General features: G+C 66.9%; 17 protein-coding genes. 13 read left to right on the top strand and 4 right to left on the bottom strand.

The window, feature by feature from the left end; translation table 11 throughout:
- Positions 1-19: 19 nt before the first annotated feature.
- The 5 genes from AC1Q9M_RS02845 (at position 20) to AC1Q9M_RS02825 (ending at position 5,476) form a co-directional block, all read left to right on the top strand.
- Positions 20-1,036, top strand: a complete 1,017-nt coding sequence (locus AC1Q9M_RS02845; protein ID WP_444686299.1) for a porin — start codon at positions 20-22, stop codon at positions 1,034-1,036.
- 116 nt (positions 1,037-1,152) lie between these two features.
- Positions 1,153-2,112 carry a tripartite tricarboxylate transporter substrate binding protein gene (locus AC1Q9M_RS02840; RefSeq protein ID WP_382158825.1) on the top strand — a complete coding sequence of 320 codons (960 nt, stop codon included), beginning with the start codon at positions 1,153-1,155 and terminating at the stop codon, positions 2,110-2,112.
- A gap of 93 nt (positions 2,113-2,205) precedes the next feature.
- Entirely contained in the window at positions 2,206-2,736 is a 531-nt protein-coding gene (locus AC1Q9M_RS02835; protein ID WP_291112259.1) for a tripartite tricarboxylate transporter TctB family protein, read from the top strand.
- 22 nt (positions 2,737-2,758) lie between these two features.
- Positions 2,759-4,258, top strand: a complete 1,500-nt coding sequence (locus tag AC1Q9M_RS02830; RefSeq protein ID WP_382164011.1) for a tripartite tricarboxylate transporter permease — start codon at positions 2,759-2,761, stop codon at positions 4,256-4,258.
- 348 nt (positions 4,259-4,606) lie between these two features.
- Positions 4,607-5,476 carry a DUF6882 domain-containing protein gene (locus tag AC1Q9M_RS02825; RefSeq protein WP_492432321.1) on the top strand — a complete coding sequence of 290 codons (870 nt, stop codon included), beginning with the start codon at positions 4,607-4,609 and terminating at the stop codon, positions 5,474-5,476.
- 19 nt (positions 5,477-5,495) lie between these two features.
- Here AC1Q9M_RS02825 and AC1Q9M_RS02820 read toward each other — a convergent pair whose 3' ends face one another.
- On the bottom strand, positions 5,496-6,710 hold the full coding sequence (locus AC1Q9M_RS02820; protein ID WP_492432319.1) for a hypothetical protein: 1,215 nt from the start codon (positions 6,708-6,710) through the stop codon (positions 5,496-5,498).
- A gap of 300 nt (positions 6,711-7,010) precedes the next feature.
- On the opposite strand from AC1Q9M_RS02820, the gene AC1Q9M_RS02815 reads away from it, so the two are divergent.
- The 7 genes from AC1Q9M_RS02815 to AC1Q9M_RS02785 all read left to right on the top strand — a co-directional run bounded on the left by AC1Q9M_RS02815 (position 7,011) and on the right by AC1Q9M_RS02785 (position 14,497).
- Positions 7,011-8,498 (top strand): sigma-54 interaction domain-containing protein, encoded by a 1,488-nt coding sequence (locus tag AC1Q9M_RS02815; protein WP_382158819.1) that lies wholly within the window; start codon positions 7,011-7,013, stop codon positions 8,496-8,498.
- Between the two features lie 167 nt (positions 8,499-8,665).
- Positions 8,666-9,874 carry a substrate-binding domain-containing protein gene (locus AC1Q9M_RS02810; RefSeq protein ID WP_382158817.1) on the top strand — a complete coding sequence of 403 codons (1,209 nt, stop codon included), beginning with the start codon at positions 8,666-8,668 and terminating at the stop codon, positions 9,872-9,874.
- Positions 9,875-10,016: 142 nt separating this feature from the next.
- Positions 10,017-10,778: an ABC transporter ATP-binding protein gene (locus AC1Q9M_RS02805; protein WP_382158816.1), complete on the top strand. Its 762-nt coding sequence runs from the start codon at positions 10,017-10,019 to the stop codon at positions 10,776-10,778.
- Complete coding sequence (locus AC1Q9M_RS02800) at positions 10,775-11,512, top strand: ABC transporter ATP-binding protein (RefSeq protein ID WP_382158814.1); 738 nt, start codon at positions 10,775-10,777, stop codon at positions 11,510-11,512. The genes AC1Q9M_RS02805 and AC1Q9M_RS02800 overlap by 4 nt, the downstream gene beginning before the upstream one ends.
- A complete protein-coding gene (locus tag AC1Q9M_RS02795; RefSeq protein WP_382158812.1) occupies positions 11,509-12,495 on the top strand; it encodes a branched-chain amino acid ABC transporter permease in 987 nt (328 codons plus the stop codon). Before AC1Q9M_RS02800 ends, AC1Q9M_RS02795 begins: the two co-directional genes overlap by 4 nt.
- Before the next feature lie 14 nt (positions 12,496-12,509).
- Positions 12,510-13,613 carry a branched-chain amino acid ABC transporter permease gene (locus AC1Q9M_RS02790; protein WP_291112288.1) on the top strand — a complete coding sequence of 368 codons (1,104 nt, stop codon included), beginning with the start codon at positions 12,510-12,512 and terminating at the stop codon, positions 13,611-13,613.
- Complete coding sequence (locus AC1Q9M_RS02785; RefSeq protein ID WP_492432315.1) at positions 13,610-14,497, top strand: alpha/beta fold hydrolase; 888 nt, start codon at positions 13,610-13,612, stop codon at positions 14,495-14,497. The genes AC1Q9M_RS02790 and AC1Q9M_RS02785 overlap by 4 nt, the downstream gene beginning before the upstream one ends.
- 9 nt (positions 14,498-14,506) lie before the next feature.
- On the opposite strand, the gene AC1Q9M_RS02780 is transcribed toward AC1Q9M_RS02785, so the two are convergent.
- Positions 14,507-14,965 carry a nuclear transport factor 2 family protein gene (locus AC1Q9M_RS02780; protein ID WP_492432313.1) on the bottom strand — a complete coding sequence of 153 codons (459 nt, stop codon included), beginning with the start codon at positions 14,963-14,965 and terminating at the stop codon, positions 14,507-14,509.
- A 134-nt stretch (positions 14,966-15,099) separates the two neighbouring features.
- On the opposite strand from AC1Q9M_RS02780, the gene AC1Q9M_RS02775 reads away from it, so the two are divergent.
- Positions 15,100-15,993: a YihY/virulence factor BrkB family protein gene (locus AC1Q9M_RS02775; protein WP_492432311.1), complete on the top strand. Its 894-nt coding sequence runs from the start codon at positions 15,100-15,102 to the stop codon at positions 15,991-15,993.
- Here the strand turns inward: AC1Q9M_RS02775 and AC1Q9M_RS02770 are convergent.
- The gene (locus tag AC1Q9M_RS02770; protein ID WP_444691233.1) at positions 15,990-16,250 is read right to left on the bottom strand and encodes a hypothetical protein; all 261 of its coding nucleotides are present in this window, start codon (positions 16,248-16,250) and stop codon (positions 15,990-15,992) included. The genes AC1Q9M_RS02775 and AC1Q9M_RS02770 overlap by 4 nt on opposite strands.
- 109 nt (positions 16,251-16,359) lie before the next feature.
- Positions 16,360-16,710 carry a DUF2200 domain-containing protein gene (locus AC1Q9M_RS02765; protein WP_382324143.1) on the bottom strand — a complete coding sequence of 117 codons (351 nt, stop codon included), beginning with the start codon at positions 16,708-16,710 and terminating at the stop codon, positions 16,360-16,362.
- Between the last annotated feature and the right edge of the window lie 27 nt (positions 16,711-16,737).

Below are 16,737 nucleotides of genomic sequence, written 5' to 3'. Positions count from 1 at the left end.
TTCACTTCTGAAAGTCATCATGAAAAAACATGCCATCGCCTTGGCGGCACTGGGTCTGGTCAGCGGTTACGCGAGCGCGCAGTCGTCCGTGACGCTGTACGGTGTGGTGGACGTGGCGCTTGAGCGCGTCAAGGGCGCCACCTCGGTCACGCGCGTGACCTCGGGGCAGCAGCAGGGTTCGCGCTGGGGCCTGCGCGGCACGGAGGACCTGGGCGGCGGGCTCAAGGCCACCTTCCTGCTGGAGTCCGGCTTCAACGCCGACGTGGGCACGCTCGGCCAGGGTGGCCGGCTGTTCGGGCGCCAGGGCTATGTGGGTCTGGGCGGCAACTGGGGCACGGTGCGCCTGGGCCGCCAGTACACGCCGATGGACGACATCGCCAGCATCATCGGCACCAAGGTCTACGACGTGGTGAGCGTGGTGCCCATCATCGGCAACGGGGACTACAACCGTGTGGACAACGCCATCACCTACGTGTCGCCCACCGTGGCCAGCACCGTGTTCCAGCTGCAGTACAGCCTGGGTGAGGAGCGCGCCAGCAACAACGCCAGCGCGGACTTCGGCAAACAGGTCAGCGCGCACGCGCTCTACGCGCAAGGCCCCTGGACGCTGGGCCTGTCGCTGATGCAGGTGGCCGATGCCGACGGCGTGCTGGCCGGCAAGCAGGGCAAGGACGCGCTGCTGTTCGTGGGGGCGTACGACTTCGGCCCGGTCAAGCTCACCGGCTACTACGACGTGGAAGACAAGGCCGTGGAGAAGCTCAAGCTGTTCGGCCTGGCGGCGGCCTTCAAGTTCGGCGAGACCACGGTGTCGGTGGGCGCGGCGCAGGCCAAGAACGTCAACGGCTCGGCCGCCGCGGCCAGCGACGACGCGAAGATCTACACCCTGCAGGCCACCCACAACCTGTCCAAGCGCACGGCGCTCTATGGTCACCTTACCGCCGTCTCCAACGACACGGCGGCGGCGCTCGGCTTCAACAGCCCGGTGGCCGGTTCGAGCTCCAACGGCATTCAGGTGGGCATTCGCCACCGCTTCTGAGCCCGCGCGGCGCCGGTCTGTCTCCTAGGGTTTCCCCCAATCAGAAGGACAGCGAACTGACAGCGTGCGGGCAGAAGATACGCACATCGGTTCAGCCATTCCCTAGGAGACAAGCCATGCGTCGCGACACCTTCCTCAAATCCCTTGCGGCCCTCGCCGCCGCCGGCGCGCTGCCCAACGCCGCGTGGGCCAGTGCCAACATCAAGATGATGATCCCCGCCAACCCCGGCGGTGGCTGGGACGGCACCGGCCGCGCGCTGGGCGACGCCATGCGCGATGCCGGCGTGGCCGCCTCGGTGACCTACGAGAACAAGGGCGGTGCGGCCGGTGCCATCGGCCTGGCCCAGTTCTACAACGCGAGCAAGGGCGACCCGAACGCGCTGATGGTCATGGGCGCCGTCATGCTCGGCGGCATCATCACCGGCAAGCCGCCGGTGTCCATCACGCAGCTCACGCCCATTGCGCGTCTGAGCACCGAGTACAACGTGTTCGTGCTGCCTTCCAACTCGCCGTTCAAGACCATGAAGGACGTGGTCGAGCAGCTCAAGAAGGACCCGGGCAGCATCAAGTGGGGCGGCGGTTCGCGCGGCGCCACCGAGCACATCGCCGCGGCGCAGATCGCGCAGCTGGTGGGCGTGCCCGCATCCAAGATCAACTACGTGCCGTTCCGGGGCGGTGGCGAGGCCACGGCCGCCATCCTGGGTGGCAACGTCACCGTGGGCGGCAGCGGCTACAGCGAATTCCAGCAGTACATCGAGAGCGGCAAGATGCGCGCCATCGCCATCACCTCGGCCCAGCGCGTCAAGGGCATCGATGTGCCCACGCTGAAAGAGCAGGGCATCGACGTGGAGATCGGCAACTGGCGCGGTGTCTACGGCGCGGCCGGCATCACCCAGGCCCAGCGCGACGCGCTCACCGCCATGATCGTCAAGGCCACGCAGAGCAAGTCGTGGGCGGCCGCCGTCGAGAAAAACAACTGGACGCCCGCGCTGCTGACCGGCAAGGCTTTCGACGAGTTCGTCGACAAGGACTTCTCCTCCTTGCGCGCGACCATGGTGCGTGCCGGCATGGTCTGAGCCTGCCTTCTCGGTGCGCTCCCGCCGGGAGCGCCATGCCCTCACCCTGGTGTGTTCGCGCACCAGGGTGATTCGTTTTGATAAGGACCCGTCATGAACCCCACTCCCCAGGCCGCCGCCGCGCCCGACCACCGCCCCGGCCAACTGGCCATGGGCATCGGCGCACTGATCGTGGCCGCCGTGCTTGCCTATGGCGCGGCAGCGATTCCTTCCGACGCGGGTTACGCCGGCGTCGGCCCCGACTTTCTGCCCTGGGTGGTGAGCGCGGCGCTCGCCATCTGCGGCGTGATGCTCATCTGGGAGGTGCGCACCGGCGGCTACCGGCACATGGAGGAGCCTTCGGGCGCGGCGCGCGGCGACTGGCGCGCGCTGGCCTGGGTCTCGGCCGGCGTGCTGCTCAACGCGGCACTCATCACCACCATCGGTTTCATCCTGAGCTGTGCGCTGTGCTTCGCGCTGGCCGTGCGCGGTCTGCGCGCCAGCGAGGGCAAGCCCATCGGCGACCTGCGCCAGACCGTGAAGGACGCGGTCACCGGCATCGTCATCGCGGCGCCCGTGTACTGGCTGTTCACCAAGCTGCTGGCCGTGAACCTGCCCGGCGTCACCGCCAGCGGCTGGATCTGAACCCGAAGGCGGAACCGACATGATGGACACCCTCAACCAACTGCTCGCGGGCTTCGCCACCGCCGGCACCCCCATCAACCTGCTGTGGGCCTTCGCGGGCTGTGCCCTGGGCACCGCCATCGGCGTGCTGCCCGGCCTGGGCCCGGCCGTGACGGTCGCCATGCTGCTGCCCATCACCGGCCAGGTCGAACCCACGGCCTCCATGATCTTCTTCGCCGGCATCTACTACGGCGCCATGTACGGGGGCTCCACCACCTCCATCCTGCTCAACACGCCGGGCGAGACCGGCACCATGGTCACCGCGCTCGAAGGCTTCAAGATGGCCAAGAGCGGGCGCGCAGGCGCGGCCCTGGCCACCGCCGCCATCGGCTCCTTCGTGGCCGGCACCATCGCCACCATCCTGGTGACGCTGTTCGCGCCCATGCTGGCCGAATTCGCCGTGAAGCTCGGCCCGCCCGAGTATTTCTGCCTGATGCTGCTGGCCTTCACGACCGTGAGCGCGGTGCTCGGCCAGAGCACCTTGCGCGGCCTCACCGCGCTGTTCTTCGGTCTGGCGCTGGGCCTCATCGGCATCGACCAGATCACCGCGCAGGTGCGTTACACCGGCGGCATCCTGGAGTTCATGGACGGCATCGAGGTGGTGCTGGTCGCCGTGGGCCTGTTCGCCGTGGCCGAAGCGCTCTACAACGCGCTCTACGAAGGCCGCAGCGAAGCCAGCATGAACAAGATGAACAAGGCCCACATGACGCGCAGCGAATGGCGCCGCTCCTGGCCCGCCTGGTTGCGCGGCACGGCCATCGGTTTTCCCTTCGGCACCATCCCCGCTGGCGGCACCGAAATCCCCACCTTCCTGAGCTACGCCACCGAGCGCAAACTGGCCGCACCCGAGCACAAGGCCGACTTCGGCACCGTCGGCGCCATCGAAGGCGTGGCAGGGCCCGAGGCCGCGAACAACGCGGCCGTCACCGGCACGCTGGTGCCGCTGCTCACGCTGGGCATTCCGACCTCGGTGACCGCCGCCATCCTGCTGAGCGCGCTGCAGAACTACGGCATCAACGCCGGCCCGCAGCTGTTCCAGACCTCGTCCGCGCTCGTGTGGGCGCTGATTGCCTCGCTCTACATCGGCAACGTCATGCTGCTGGTGCTCAACCTGCCCATGGTGGGCCTGTGGGTCAAGCTGCTGAAGATTCCGCGCCCGCAGCTCTACGCCGGCATCCTGATCTTCGCCACCGTGGGCGTGTACGGCATGCGCCAGAGCGCGTTCGACCTTTTCCTCATGTACGGCCTGGGCCTGCTCGGTGTGGTGATGCGCCGCTACGACTTCCCCACCGCTCCCGTGATCGTGGGCCTCATCCTCGGCCCGATGGCCGAAGCGCAGATGCGCAACGCCCTGTCCATCGGGGAAGGCAGCTTCATGGTGTTCCTGCAGCGCCCCATGTCGGCCACGCTGCTGGCCGTGGTGCTCGTGGTGCTGGTGTTGCCGCGCCTGTTGGCACGGCTCAAAGGGCCTGCGGGGGCCTAGCCTCGATCCGAAACCGACTCTCGGCTAGGGGGAATCCCTGGCCTGGAAGACCTGGGTTGTCACCTGCATACAACGCGGCAGGCACCCAGTTTCCCGGCAGGCCCACCACGATTCCTGCCCGCGCAGGAGTCAGGTGCAGGTATCTGGAATGAAAAGCCGGATGGCGGCAACGAAGCGCGTCCGGCCCTGAGGTCAAAGTCCTCCCGAGTCGTCAAGCCTGTCAGCCTTGACAGGCGTTGGACGCCGCTTTTCCCCCAAGACAGCATGGCCGCCCATGAAAAGCGTGGGGCGGCGAGCCCGTCTTCGCCCGTTGAGTCATGCCAACTTCGTGAGGTTCGGGTTTCTGCAATGAACACTTCCAGATCTGTTGAACAGGCGCATCAAGAATTGAAAGACGCCTGTCTCGCCTTCATTCGTGGGCGGCCGTGGGACTCGGTCACTTGCCATGCGGTCATCCTGAACAAGATGGCCCGAATCAGCATCTATCTGGTTCACGAGAACCAGATCGAAAGAAAAAGGCTCGTGGGGACTGGGGCTTTCACGGCACCCGAAGACGCCGTGCTGTTCCTGCGCGACGATCTTTTGAGCACCACCGGGGAGCGCATGTGGGGCCTGACCTTCACGCTGTATCCCGACGGCAGGTTCAACATCGAGTTCGACTGCCACCAGCCCAAGGGCCACGAAGCCGCATCCACGCCAGGCGAAGCCTTGTCTGTCGCCGAGAGACTGCCTCAGGCCTGGGACAGGATGGCCGCGGCGCTGTCCGCTCACCAATCCTTCGAAGACCAATGGCTCGTCACCGCCATGACCTGGCTGGAGCAGCAGACGACGAAGCACCGCCAGGCATGGGGCCTGGGCAGCGAAACCCAATGGCACCTCGACATGGAAGAAGGCTGGTTGCGCTGGAGTTTCGCGGACGGTCGCGTGATGCAGGCCGCCGCGCAGGTGGTGGGGGTCTACTGCACGAAGGAGAGCCGCTTCACCTGGGGTTGGGAGCACCCTTCGGTGCCCGACGCCTTGCAACGGGCCGCACAGCAGGTGCGCACCCTCGGCTTTGATCGGTGGGTCACGCGCGTCGTGAACTGCTCGCAGGATGAGGCCTGGCAATTCGCCGCCATGGCCGCGCAGCACGACGGGGCCGCCGGAGCCTACCGGGGCGACAACGATGGGACGTGGATGTACCTGAGTTTCGATGAGCCCAGGGCCGTGACGCTGTGATGCCTCAGGTGGCGTGACCTCAGGCGGTGCCCGTTCGCTCGGAAGGGGACCACTCGCCCCCGAAGAGCATCCTCTCCAGGCCGTGGCTGGCCTGCGGCACGTCATGGGTCTGGGCCAGCAAGAAGACGGCGTCTCGATCCGACCGCGAGACACCGAGTTGCTCCAGCAGACCGTGCAGCCATGCCGCGTCATCCTGCTGAATCCGTTCGATCAGGCAATGGATGGCGTAGCAGGGGTTTTCCGCCGCCATGTTCAGCTTGGCGGCCGTCCATCCCTCCGAGCGGGCAGAGCGGTTCAAGGTCTCGACGAACGCGGGGGAATGGAAGTCGACGCGCCAGGCCGTCTCCCGCCGGTTCAGTTCGCGCGTCGAGAAAAACGATCGGATGCCTCGGTACACCCGGTAGCCGGCATAGGCCAGGCCTGTGGCGATGGCGATGAACGCCAGCGGGGGGAAGAGGAATGCCAAGGCGCTGAAGAGGGTGGCCGCGATGCCGGTGATGGTTTCTATCCTTGCCTTGGTCCGCTTGTCTCGGGCTTGTTGCAGCGCGTCCTTGCGTTGGCTGCGGGCGTGTCGGATCACATGGGCTTGCAGCGATGTCGGGCTGGCGGCGGGTGAGCCGCTTTCGATCAAGCGCAGCGCGCGCTTGGCCTGTTCGACCAGCTTGCTCGACGAATGCCATTTGAAGATGCCCGCCAAGGCTTGAAGCGCCGAGCCCACGATGCCGACGATGCTGGCGGCCAACGAGAGCCACGCACTGGCCTTGAAGGCCAGCTTCAGGGCGGAAAACAGGCGCGATGTCCACGACACGACGGTGTAGCGAACCACATCCACGATCTGCTCCGGCGCGTGCCGCATGGCCGTCTCCAGCTGCACCTTGGAGGCGCGCGCCTGCCAGGCCTTCTTGGCGGCGTCGCACAGTCGCCGCGCCTGAGAGGGATGTGCCTCTGAATGCGCCCACCGGCGGTGGGCCTCGTCCAGCGCCAGTTGGCCCTGTGCGAATGCGGCGTGGGTCGCCTGTCGGTGCGACAAAGCCTGGCAGGTGTTGGACAGGTTTTTGATCGCCGCGCCCGTTTCGATGGCACCGCCCGCACCCTGGAGGGCCTGGAAGGCGCCCAGCGCTTCCAAAGGAAAACCATCCCCGATCGGTGCGCTGTTCTCGTGCCCGGTTTTTTCCAGGGGCGCCTTGCTCAACCCCGAGGCCACGCCTTGCGGCGCACGGGTGAGGTAGGCCATGCCGCACACGGCATCGAGTTGGGAGTGCAGCCGTCGGGCTGTCACCGCCCCCTCCAGGTGCCCCGGGTCCGTGGAGGCGAGTGGGGTGTCCCTGAACACCCACACGTCTGCGTGCGCGTGGCCGTGGTGGCGTGGGCTGCCCGTCGGCCCATTCATTTCGCTACGGGAAGAGGGCGGGCGGGTCGGAAAACCAAGGACAGAGGAAAGAACCATGTGCGTCATCGCGGCGAATCGTAGTTCTTACTTATTACTCTTCAATGACAGCGCAGGCGCGGAGAAGTGCAGGGTTACCATCCCGCCATGACCCGGGACAACCGCCTGCCGCGTGACGCGCAAAGCATCCTCGAACTCGCCGCGAGGTCGATGTTCGATCTGTTCGCCAACGCCAGCGAGGGCATGATGCTGGTGGACCGCGACGCGCGCGTGGTCTGGATCAACGACCAGTACCGCCGCTTCCTGCCCGCGCTGGGCTTCGAGCGCGAGGAAGACTTCGTCGGCCACCCGGTCTCGCGCGTGGTGCAGAACACGCAGATGCACCAGGTGCTGGCCACCGGCAAGCCCATCCTCATCGACCTGCTGACCAACCGCGCCGGCACCTTCGTGGTGAGCCGCATCCCGCTGCGCGACGACGCGGGGGAGGTGATCGGGGTGCTGGGCATCGTGCTGTTCGACCACCCCGAGACCACGCTGCAACCCCTCATCAGCAAGTTCGCGCGGCTGGAGCAGGACCTGAGCGAAGCCCGGCGCGAACTCGCGAGCCAGCGCCGCAGCAAGTACACCTTCGCCAGCTTCGTGGGCAGCAGCGCCGCCGCGCTGGAGGTCAAGCGCCAGGCCCGGCGCGCCGCGCAGTCGGCCAGCCCGGTGCTGTTGCTGGGCGAGACCGGCACCGGCAAGGAGTTGCTCGCGCACGCCATCCACGCGGCCTCGCCGCGCGCGGGCCGCTCGTTCGTGAGCGTGAACATGGCGGCCGTGCCCGACACGCTGCTCGAAGCCGAGTTCTTCGGCGTGGCCCCCGGGGCCTACACCGGCGCCGACAAGAAAGGGCGCGACGGCAAGTTCAAGCTGGCCGATGGCGGCACGCTGTTCCTGGACGAACTCGGCGACATGCCGATGTCGGTTCAGGTCAAGCTGCTGCGCGCGCTGCAGGAAGGCGAGATCGAGCCGCTGGGTTCGAACAAGCTGGTGCGCTTCGACGTGCGCGTGGTCGCCGCCACCTCGCGCGACCTGCAGCAGATGGTGCGCGAAGGCAGCTTCAGGGAAGACCTCTACTACCGCCTCAACGTGTTGCCCATCCGCGTGCCGCCGCTGCGCGAGCGGCAGGACGACATCGCGCTGCTGATCGAGGCCCTGTGCGAAGACATCGCCGCGCGTGGCGGCGGCGCGCAGCTGGAGCTGACCGCCGACGCCCAGGCCCTGCTGGCCGCACAGCCCTGGCGCGGCAACATCCGTGAACTGCGCAACGTGCTGGAACAGCTTGCGCTGCGCAGCGACTCGCACCACATCGCCGCCGCGCAGGTGGGGGCGGTGCTGCAAGAAGCCGGCCTGCCCGCCCTTGCGCCGGCGGCCACGTTGCCGAAGGCCGTCGCGCGTGCGATGGAAGAGGGCGACGAACTGCGCCCGCTGCCCGAGCAGATCGCCGAGCTGGAGCAGCGCGCGATCGCGCAGGCCCTGGCCCGCACCGGTGGGAACCGCACCGCAGCCGCGAAGCTGCTCGGCATCTCGCGCGCCAGTCTGTACGACCGTTTGGCGGCCTTGGGCGATGCGTCTGAAATTCAGACGATTGTCTGAATTTCAGACAATTTCACGATTCGGGATTGTCTGAAATATGGACAATCGCCAGGGCGGTCTGAACAAAACCCTTTGAAATCAAAGGCCTGTACCGCTGGCACGAAGTCTGCGATAAGGAAGACACGGCGCACCGCGCTGTCACGATCCTTCCAACCAGGAGACAAGACATGACTCACACCACCCGCCGCCTGGCGGTCATCGCGCTCGCCTGCTCTGCGGCGCTCGGCACCTCGCTCGTTTCGGCCCAGGCCAACAAGGGCGAGATCCGCATCGCCCACATCCACAGCAAGACCGGCCCGCTCGAGGCCTATGCCAAGCAGACCCAGGCCGGCCTGATGATGGGCCTGAGCTACGCCACCGGCGGCACCATGATGGTGGGTGGCAAGAAGATCGTCGTGATCGAGAAGGACGATCAGGGCAAGCCCGATGTGGGCAAGAGCCTGCTGGCCGCCGCCTACGCCGACGACAAGGTGGATCTGGCCATCGGCCCGACCGCTTCGCCCGTGGCCCTGGCCATGCTGCCCGTGGCCGAGGAGTACAAGAAGATCCTGCTGGTCGAGCCCGCCGTGGCCGACTCGATCACCGGCGACAAGTGGAACAAGTACATCTTCCGCACCGGCCGCAACAGCAGCCAGGACGCCGCCGCCAACGCCGTGGCGCTGGACCAGCCGGGCAACGTGATCGCCATGCTGGCCAACGACAACGCCTTCGGCCGCGACGGCGTGAAGGCCGCCAAGGACTTCACCAAGAAGGCCAAGATCGTTCACGAGGAATACCTGCCTGTGGGCACGACGGACTTCACCGCCGGCCTGCTGCGCATCGTCGACAAGCTCAAGGACCAGCCGGGCACCAAGTACATCTCGGTGGGCTGGTCGGGCGCGCCCACGCCCTTCGGCAAGATCGCCGAGATGGAGCTGGACAAGCGCTACGGCATCAAGCTCGCCACCGGCGGCAACATCCTGCCCGCGATGGTGGCCTACAAGCAGTTCCCGGGCATGGAGGGCGCGCTGTACTACTACTTCGGCATCCCCAAGAACCCGGTGAACGACGCGATGGTGGCCGAGCACTACAAGCAGTTCAAGACGCCGCCGGACTTCTTCACCGCCGGTGGTTTCTCGGCCGCGATGGCCGTGGTGACCGCGCTGAAGAAGACCAACGGCGACACCAAGACCGACACGCTCATCAAGACCATGGAAGGCATGAGCTTCGACACGCCCAAGGGCACGATGACCTTCCGCAAGGAAGACCACCAGGCCATGCAGAGCATGTACCACTTCAAGATCAAGGCCGACCCGGCGTTTGCCTGGGGTGTGCCCGAGCTGGTGCGCGAGATCAAACCCGGGGACCTTGCCATTCCTATTCGGAATGGCCGGTAACCCCCTGCGCCGCTGACGCGGCTTCCCCCTTGAAAAGGGGGACAACACCTGCGGCCCGGCAAAGCCGGTTCCGCGGTGTTTCTGGAAGTTCGCCGCACTTGCGGCTCACGGCATACCGCTGCCTTCTGCGGAGAGTCCCTTCATGCTTGAAACCCAAGACCTCACGGTCCGCTTCGGCGGGCACGTGGCGGTGAATGCCGTCTCGTGCGCGTTCGCACCGGGCACGCTCACCGCCATCGTCGGCCCCAACGGCGCGGGCAAGACGACCTACTTCAACCTCATCTCGGGCCAGATCAGGGCCAGCGCGGGCCGTGTGCGGCTCGGTGGCAAGGACATCTCGGCGCTGGGCGCGCCGGCGCGCGCGCAGGCCGGGCTGGGCCGGGCGTTCCAGCTGACCAACCTGTTCCCCAACCTCACGGTGCAGGAGAACGTGCGGCTGGCGGTGCAGGCGAGGGCGGGCGCGGGGCTGAACCTGTGGCGCATCTGGAGCGACCGGCGCGACCTGCTGCAGCGCGCCGACGAGGTGCTGGAAACCGTGGCGCTGGCCGACAAGCGCGACGCGCTCGCCTCCAGCCTGCCGCACGGCGACCAGCGCAAGCTGGAGGTCGGCATCCTCATGGCACTGGAGCCGCAGGTCTTCATGTTCGATGAACCCACGGCCGGCATGAGCGTGGACGAGGTGCCCGTGATCCTGAACCTCATCCGCAAGCTCAAGGAAGACAAGCGCAAGACCATCCTGCTGGTCGAACACAAGATGGACGTGGTGCGCGAACTCTCGGACCGCATCATCGTGCTGCACAACGGTGAGCTCGTGGCCGATGGCGAACCCGCCACCGTGATTGCCTCGCCCGTGGTGCAGCAGGCCTACCTTGGCATCAACCCGGAAGAAGAGGTGAGCGCATGAGCCAGGACCTGTTGACGCTGAAAGGGGTTCACACCCACATCGGCGCGTACCACATCCTCCACGGCGTGGACCTCGCCGTGCCGGCCAACCAGCTCACCATGCTGCTGGGCCGCAACGGCGCGGGCAAGACCACCACGCTGCGCACCATCATGGGCCTGTGGCACGCCAGCCAGGGCACGGTGACGCTCGACGGCCAGGACATCACCCAGCGCCCCACGCCCGACATCGCGCGCAGCGGCGTGGCCTACGTGCCCGAGAGCATGGGCATCTTCGCGGACCTCTCGGTGCGCGAGAACATGCTGCTGGCCGCGCGCGGCGCGCGCAGCCTGGACGACATCGACACCAACCGCCTCGAATGGATCTTCGGCCTGTTCCCGGCCATGAAGAAATTCTGGCTGCACCCGGCCGGCAAGTTGAGCGGCGGGCAGAAGCAGATGCTCGCCGTCTCGCGCGCCATCGTCGAGCCGCGCAAGCTGCTGCTGATCGACGAGCCCAGCAAAGGCCTGGCGCCCGCGATCATCCAGAACATGATCGCGGCCTTCCGCGAACTCAAGGCCGCCAAGACCACCATCCTGCTTGTCGAGCAGAACTTCAACTTCGCGCGCCAGCTCGGCGACACCGTGGCCGTGATGGACGACGGCCGCGTCGTGCACAGCGGCTCCATGGCCGAACTCGCGGCCGACGAATCGCTGCAATCCAAGCTGCTGGGCCTGTCCCTCGGAGCACACCAATGAAACTCAACGCCGACTTCGACTGGAAGCCGCTGGCCCTGGTGCCCGCGCTGGCGCTGCTCGCGCTGCCCGCCGTGGGCAGCCCGTCCACCTGGATCACGCTCACCGTGGCCGGCCTGGCCATGGGCATGATCGTCTTCATCATCGCCTCCGGCCTCACGCTGGTCTTCGGCCTCATGGACGTGCTCAACTTCGGCCACGGCGTGTTCATCGCGCTGGGCGCTTTCGTGGCCACCACCGTGCTGGCCAGCATGGGCAGCTACACCACGGCCAACAGCCTCTGGCTCAACCTCGTGGCCTTGCTGCCCGCCATGCTGGTGGCCATGGCCGTGGCCGGCGCGCTGGGCTGGGTGTTCGAGCGGCTCATCATCCGCCCGGTGTACGGCATGCACCTCAAGCAGATCCTCATCACCATGGGCGGCATGATCATCGGCGAGGAGATGATCAAGGTCATCTGGGGCCCGGAGCAGATCGCGCTGCCGCTGCCCGAGAGCCTGCGCGGCTCCTTCATCTTCGGCGATGCCGCGGTGGAGAAGTACCGCCTGCTCGCCGTGCTGGTGGGCGCGGCCGTGTTCGCGGCCATGGTGTGGACGCTCAACCGCACCAAGGTCGGCCTGCTGGTGCGCGCCGGTGTGCAGGACCGCGAGATGGTCGAGTCCCTCGGCTACCGCATCCGGCAGCTCTTCATCGGCGTGTTCGTGGTGGGCAGTGCGCTGGCCGGCCTGGGCGGCGTGATGTGGGGCCTGTACCAGCAGACCGTGCTGCCGCAGATGGGCGCGCAGGTCAACGTGCTGATCTTCATCGTCATCATCATCGGCGGCCTGGGCTCCACGCTGGGCGCGCTCATCGGCGCGCTGCTGGTGGGGCTGATGGCCAACTACACCGGCTTCCTGGCACCCAAGGTCGCGCTGTTCTCCAACATCGCGCTCATGGTCGCCATCCTGCTGTGGCGGCCCCAGGGCGTGTACCCGGTCACGAACCGATAAGAAGGAGCCGAAGCATGTTGTCCCGTCTCCTCTCCAACGACCTGCCGCGCAGCCGCTGGCTGGTCGCCTTGCTGATCGTGCTCTTCCTGGGCCTGGCCTTCGCGCCCTTCCTGTTCCCGGGCGTGAAGGCGCTCAACGTGGCCGCCAAGGTGCTGATCTTCGTGGCGCTGGTGGCCAGCTTCGACCTGCTGCTGGGCTACACCGGCATCGTGAGCTTCGCGCACACCATGTTCTTCGGCATCGGGGCCTACGGCGTGGCCATCGCGCTCAACGCGGCGGAGTCACCGTCCTGGGGCGCCATTGCACTGGGTGTGCTCTGCGCGCTGCTGGTCTCGCTGGTGCTCTCGCTGCTCATCGGCCTGTTCTCGCTGCGGGTGCGCGCGATCTTCTTCGCCATGATCACGCTCGCGGTGGCCTCGGCCTTTCTCACGCTGGCCTCGCAGCTGTCGGATTTCACCGGTGGTGAAGACGGCCTGACCTTCCGCGTGCCCGAGCTGCTCTCGCCCGGCTTCACGCTGACCGAAGAGCCGCTGCAGACGCCGCTGGGCGAGGTCGATCTGAACGGCCGGCTGATCACCTATTACCTGATCTTCCTGGCCGTCACCGCGATCTTCCTCACCATCCTGCGCATCGTGAACTCGCCCTTCGGCCGCGTGCTGCAGGCCATCCGCGAGAACGACTTCCGTGCCGAGGCCCTGGGCTACCGCACCGTCGTCTACCGCACGCTGTCCAACGTGCTCTCCGCCTCCTTCGCCACCCTCGCGGGCTGCCTGCTTGCGCTCTGGCTGCGCTACAACGGACCGGACACCTCGCTCTCGTTCGAGATCATGCTGGACATCCTGCTCATCGTCGTCATCGGCGGCATGGGCACGCTCTACGGCGCCTTCATCGGCAGCGTGCTTTTCGTGGTGGCGCAAAGTTACCTGCAGGACCTGCTGCGCATGGCCGGCAGCGCCACCGAAGGCCTGCCGCTGTTGCCCGCGCTGCTCACGCCCGACCGCTGGCTGCTCTGGCTGGGTGTGCTCTTCGTCCTGTCGGTGTATTACTTCCCCACGGGTATCGTGGGCAAGCTGCGAGAGCGGGCCTCGCTCGCGCGCCTGAAAGGAGGCCGGCCATGAACACCGCCACCACCCTCGCGCCCGCGGCCACCGCCGTGACCCCGCGCTCGCGCTACCTCACCTGCGCAGGCCGCGAAATCCACTTCATGGACTGGGCGCCCGAGACGCCCAACGGTCAGACGGTGGTCGCCTGGCACGGCCTGGCCCGCACCGGACGCGACATGGACCCGCTGGCCGCGCACCTCAGCGCGCAGGGCTGGCGCGTGATCTGCCCCGACACGATCGGGCGCGGCCTCTCGGAATGGAGCCCCGAGCCCGAAGCCGAGTACTGCCTGGACTTCTATTCGCGCATCGCCACCGCGTTGGTGGACCAGCTCGTCATCAAACGCTTCCACTGGGTCGGCACCTCCATGGGCGGCGCCATCGGCATGGTGTGCGCCGCCGGCCCGCTGCACGGGCGCATCGAGCGGTTGGTGCTCAACGACATCGGCCCCAAGCTGGCCGACGCGGCGGTGCAGCGCATCCGCAGCTACGCGGGCAACCCGGCCGCGTTCCACACCATGAGCGAGCTGGAACAGTACTTCCGCACCGTCTACAAGCCGTACGGCTACCTGAGTGACGCGCAGTGGCGCCTGCTCACCGAAAGCTCGGCGCGCCGACTGGCCAATGGCCGCGTCACGCCACACTACGACCCGGCCATGGTGATGCAGTTCAGCCACCACCCCGCGGACTACGACCTCTGGCCCACCTACGACCGCATCGACGTGCCCGTGCTGTGCCTGCGCGGCGCGGAGTCGGACCTGCTGCTGGCCGACACGGCCGAGGCCATGCGCGACCGCGGGCCGCGCGCGCTGGTGGTGACGATTGCCGGCTGCGGACACGCGCCCGCGCTCAACGTGCCCGAGCAGTTCGAGCTGGTGCAGCGGTTTCTGGCGGGGCACTGAGCCGGGCACTCACGGAACGATCCCATGCGCCTTCATCACGGCTTCCTCGTCGCCCGTGATCCAGCCAAACACCGTGGCCGTGTCGCCTTCCCGGCGGACGAGGTACGCGTTGGTGAAGTCGATGGTCTTCTTCTCGTTGCCGATGGCATAGGTCGCCGTCCAGTCCACGCGCGCCAGCGCGTGAAGATCGTCGATGCCGGAGATGTCCAGGCGCTGGAGCTTCATGCCGCTCATGCCGATCTGTCGGTAGCGCTCGAAGCCGTCGGCCATCACCTTCTTCAGCTGCTCGTCGTTCTGCCCCGTGACCACGCCCGACGGGGTCGCCGCGATGAATGCCTTGGCGTAGAGATTCGCGACCGCCACGAGGTCTGAATCACCGCGGAGGGATCGGTTGAACTCGCGCTCATAGCGCTGGAACAATTCATTCACCAACGATTCCATGGATGGAGATCCGGTCTGGTGGGTCATGGGCTCCTCGCTGCAGGGAGAAAAAGGGCATCGCACCCGATCGATGGGGTTCAACTACCATGGCGACTGTCGTTTGGCCGTGAACCTTGGAGTGGCGTGATGCGTCTTGAGTTCGGCATTTTCCTTCTCCACCCATGAGCCGCCTTCGCGAAGCCGGGCGCCGCATTCGGCACGCCGCGCTGAACACACCAGGGTTGCGCGTGATCCTGCTGGCCATCCGCAATTACGTCCTGCACCAGAGCGCCAACCAGGCCGGCAGCCTCGCGTTCTCGTCGGTGCTGGCCATGTTTCCGCTCCTGATCCTGTTGTCCGCTTCGGCCGGTTACCTGGGCAAGCCTGGCGACGCGGCGGCGCTGGTGGGGCGCGTGGTGGGGTACACGCCGCAAGTGGTGCGCGACGTGATGCAGCCGGTCATCGAGCAGGTGCTGGCCCAGCGCAACCAGGCCTTGCTGGCCGTGGGCGTGCTGGTGACGCTGTGGACCGCCTCGTCGGGCATGCAGGCGATCCGCTCGGCGCTGAACCGCGCCTATGGCATCGAGCGCGGGCTGCCGTTCTGGAAGGCGCGCATCAAGGTCACGCTGTTCACGGTGGTGGTGGGTTCGGGCGTGCTGCTGGCTTTCAGTTCGGTGGTGGTGATGCCGTATGTGTGGCTGTTGCTGGCCGAGAACGTGGGCGTGGGGCAGGAGACCCTCTGGGCACGCAACAGCGTGCGCTATGGCTCGGCGTTCCTGGTGCTGGTGATGTTGTATGCCTTGATGTACGGCTGGCTGCCGGACATTCGCCAGCGGCTCTACACCGTGATCCCCGGTGCCGTGGTGGGGGCGGCCCTCTGGGTGGGGGCGGCCGCGAGCCTGTCGTACACCTTGCGCACCGCGGGCAAGCTGGCCTTGCTCTACGGCAGCTTCGCGGGCGTGGTGGCCACGCTGGTGTTTCTGTACATCAGCGCCACCACGCTGATCTTCGGTGCCGAGATCAACGGGGTGCTGCGCGGCTCGGTGGAGCCAGACGGCAAGACCTCCCCGCCTTAGCGGATGCGCCGGCCCAACGGCGTGTAGCGCAGCAGCTTGCTCAAGCCATCGCGGCCGCTGGCGGCTCGGCCCACGAGGGCGGTGGCCGCCAGCATGCCTGCCGTGCGCACGACCACCGAAGGGCTCGTGCGTGTGAGCGCCCATGCCGCAATGCCCGCGCCCAGCACCAGCCAGTGCTCGCCGGGAAAACTGTCGCGGGCGCCGTCTTGCGCTTTGGCTCGCTCGACGAGCGAGCCTTGGGTTTTTCTTCTGGTCACCACGGTGCATCTCCTACAGTGATCGAGGCTCCACCTTATCGCGCCAGGACACGAGGCGATGTAGGACGACTTCGCGTCCTCATGGCCGCGCGGGCCGCTCCCAGCGGCGCTATTGCCGCAGGATCTTCTCCATCGTCCTGCCCTTGGCCAGCTCGTCGATCAGCTTGTCCAGATAGCGGATGCGCTGCATCAGTGGGTCTTCCACCGCCTCGACGCGCACGCCACAGACGACGCCGGTGATCAGTGAGGTCTTCGGGTTCATCGCCGGGGCCTGGGCGAAGAAGGTTTCAAAGTCGTGCCCCTGCGCGATCTGCCGCTCCAGGCCCGCCTGGTCGTAGCCCGTCAGCCAGCGGATGACGTCGTCCACTTCCGCTTTCGTCCGGTGCTTGCGCTCCGCTTTCTGCACATACAGCGGGTAGACCTTGGCAAACGCCGTCTTGAAGATGGGGTGGGCGGGCATGGTCTTCCCTCGTGTAAACCAGCAGGA

The sequence above is a fragment of the Hydrogenophaga sp. GW823-FHT04C09 genome, from assembly GCF_058796355.1.
This window is presented reverse-complemented; position numbering and strand designations above follow the sequence as displayed.

Bases quoted from the DNA above. Each gene is read 5' to 3' on its own strand.
- AC1Q9M_RS02845 (WP_444686299.1), top strand. From the start codon at position 20: ATGAAAAAACATGCCATCGCCTTGGCGGCACTGGGTCTGGTCAGCGGT.
- AC1Q9M_RS02840 (WP_382158825.1), top strand. From the start codon at position 1,153: ATGCGTCGCGACACCTTCCTCAAATCCCTTGCGGCCCTCGCCGCCGCC.
- AC1Q9M_RS02835 (WP_291112259.1), top strand. From the start codon at position 2,206: ATGAACCCCACTCCCCAGGCCGCCGCCGCGCCCGACCACCGCCCCGGC.
- AC1Q9M_RS02830 (WP_382164011.1), top strand. From the start codon at position 2,759: ATGGACACCCTCAACCAACTGCTCGCGGGCTTCGCCACCGCCGGCACC.
- AC1Q9M_RS02825 (WP_492432321.1), top strand. From the start codon at position 4,607: ATGAACACTTCCAGATCTGTTGAACAGGCGCATCAAGAATTGAAAGAC.
- AC1Q9M_RS02820 (WP_492432319.1), bottom strand. From the start codon at position 6,710: ATGGCCTACCTCACCCGTGCGCCGCAAGGCGTGGCCTCGGGGTTGAGC.
- AC1Q9M_RS02815 (WP_382158819.1), top strand. From the start codon at position 7,011: ATGACCCGGGACAACCGCCTGCCGCGTGACGCGCAAAGCATCCTCGAA.
- AC1Q9M_RS02810 (WP_382158817.1), top strand. From the start codon at position 8,666: ATGACTCACACCACCCGCCGCCTGGCGGTCATCGCGCTCGCCTGCTCT.
- AC1Q9M_RS02805 (WP_382158816.1), top strand. From the start codon at position 10,017: ATGCTTGAAACCCAAGACCTCACGGTCCGCTTCGGCGGGCACGTGGCG.
- AC1Q9M_RS02800 (WP_382158814.1), top strand. From the start codon at position 10,775: ATGAGCCAGGACCTGTTGACGCTGAAAGGGGTTCACACCCACATCGGC.
- AC1Q9M_RS02795 (WP_382158812.1), top strand. From the start codon at position 11,509: ATGAAACTCAACGCCGACTTCGACTGGAAGCCGCTGGCCCTGGTGCCC.
- AC1Q9M_RS02790 (WP_291112288.1), top strand. From the start codon at position 12,510: ATGTTGTCCCGTCTCCTCTCCAACGACCTGCCGCGCAGCCGCTGGCTG.
- AC1Q9M_RS02785 (WP_492432315.1), top strand. From the start codon at position 13,610: ATGAACACCGCCACCACCCTCGCGCCCGCGGCCACCGCCGTGACCCCG.
- AC1Q9M_RS02780 (WP_492432313.1), bottom strand. From the start codon at position 14,965: ATGACCCACCAGACCGGATCTCCATCCATGGAATCGTTGGTGAATGAA.
- AC1Q9M_RS02775 (WP_492432311.1), top strand. From the start codon at position 15,100: ATGAGCCGCCTTCGCGAAGCCGGGCGCCGCATTCGGCACGCCGCGCTG.
- AC1Q9M_RS02765 (WP_382324143.1), bottom strand. From the start codon at position 16,710: ATGCCCGCCCACCCCATCTTCAAGACGGCGTTTGCCAAGGTCTACCCG.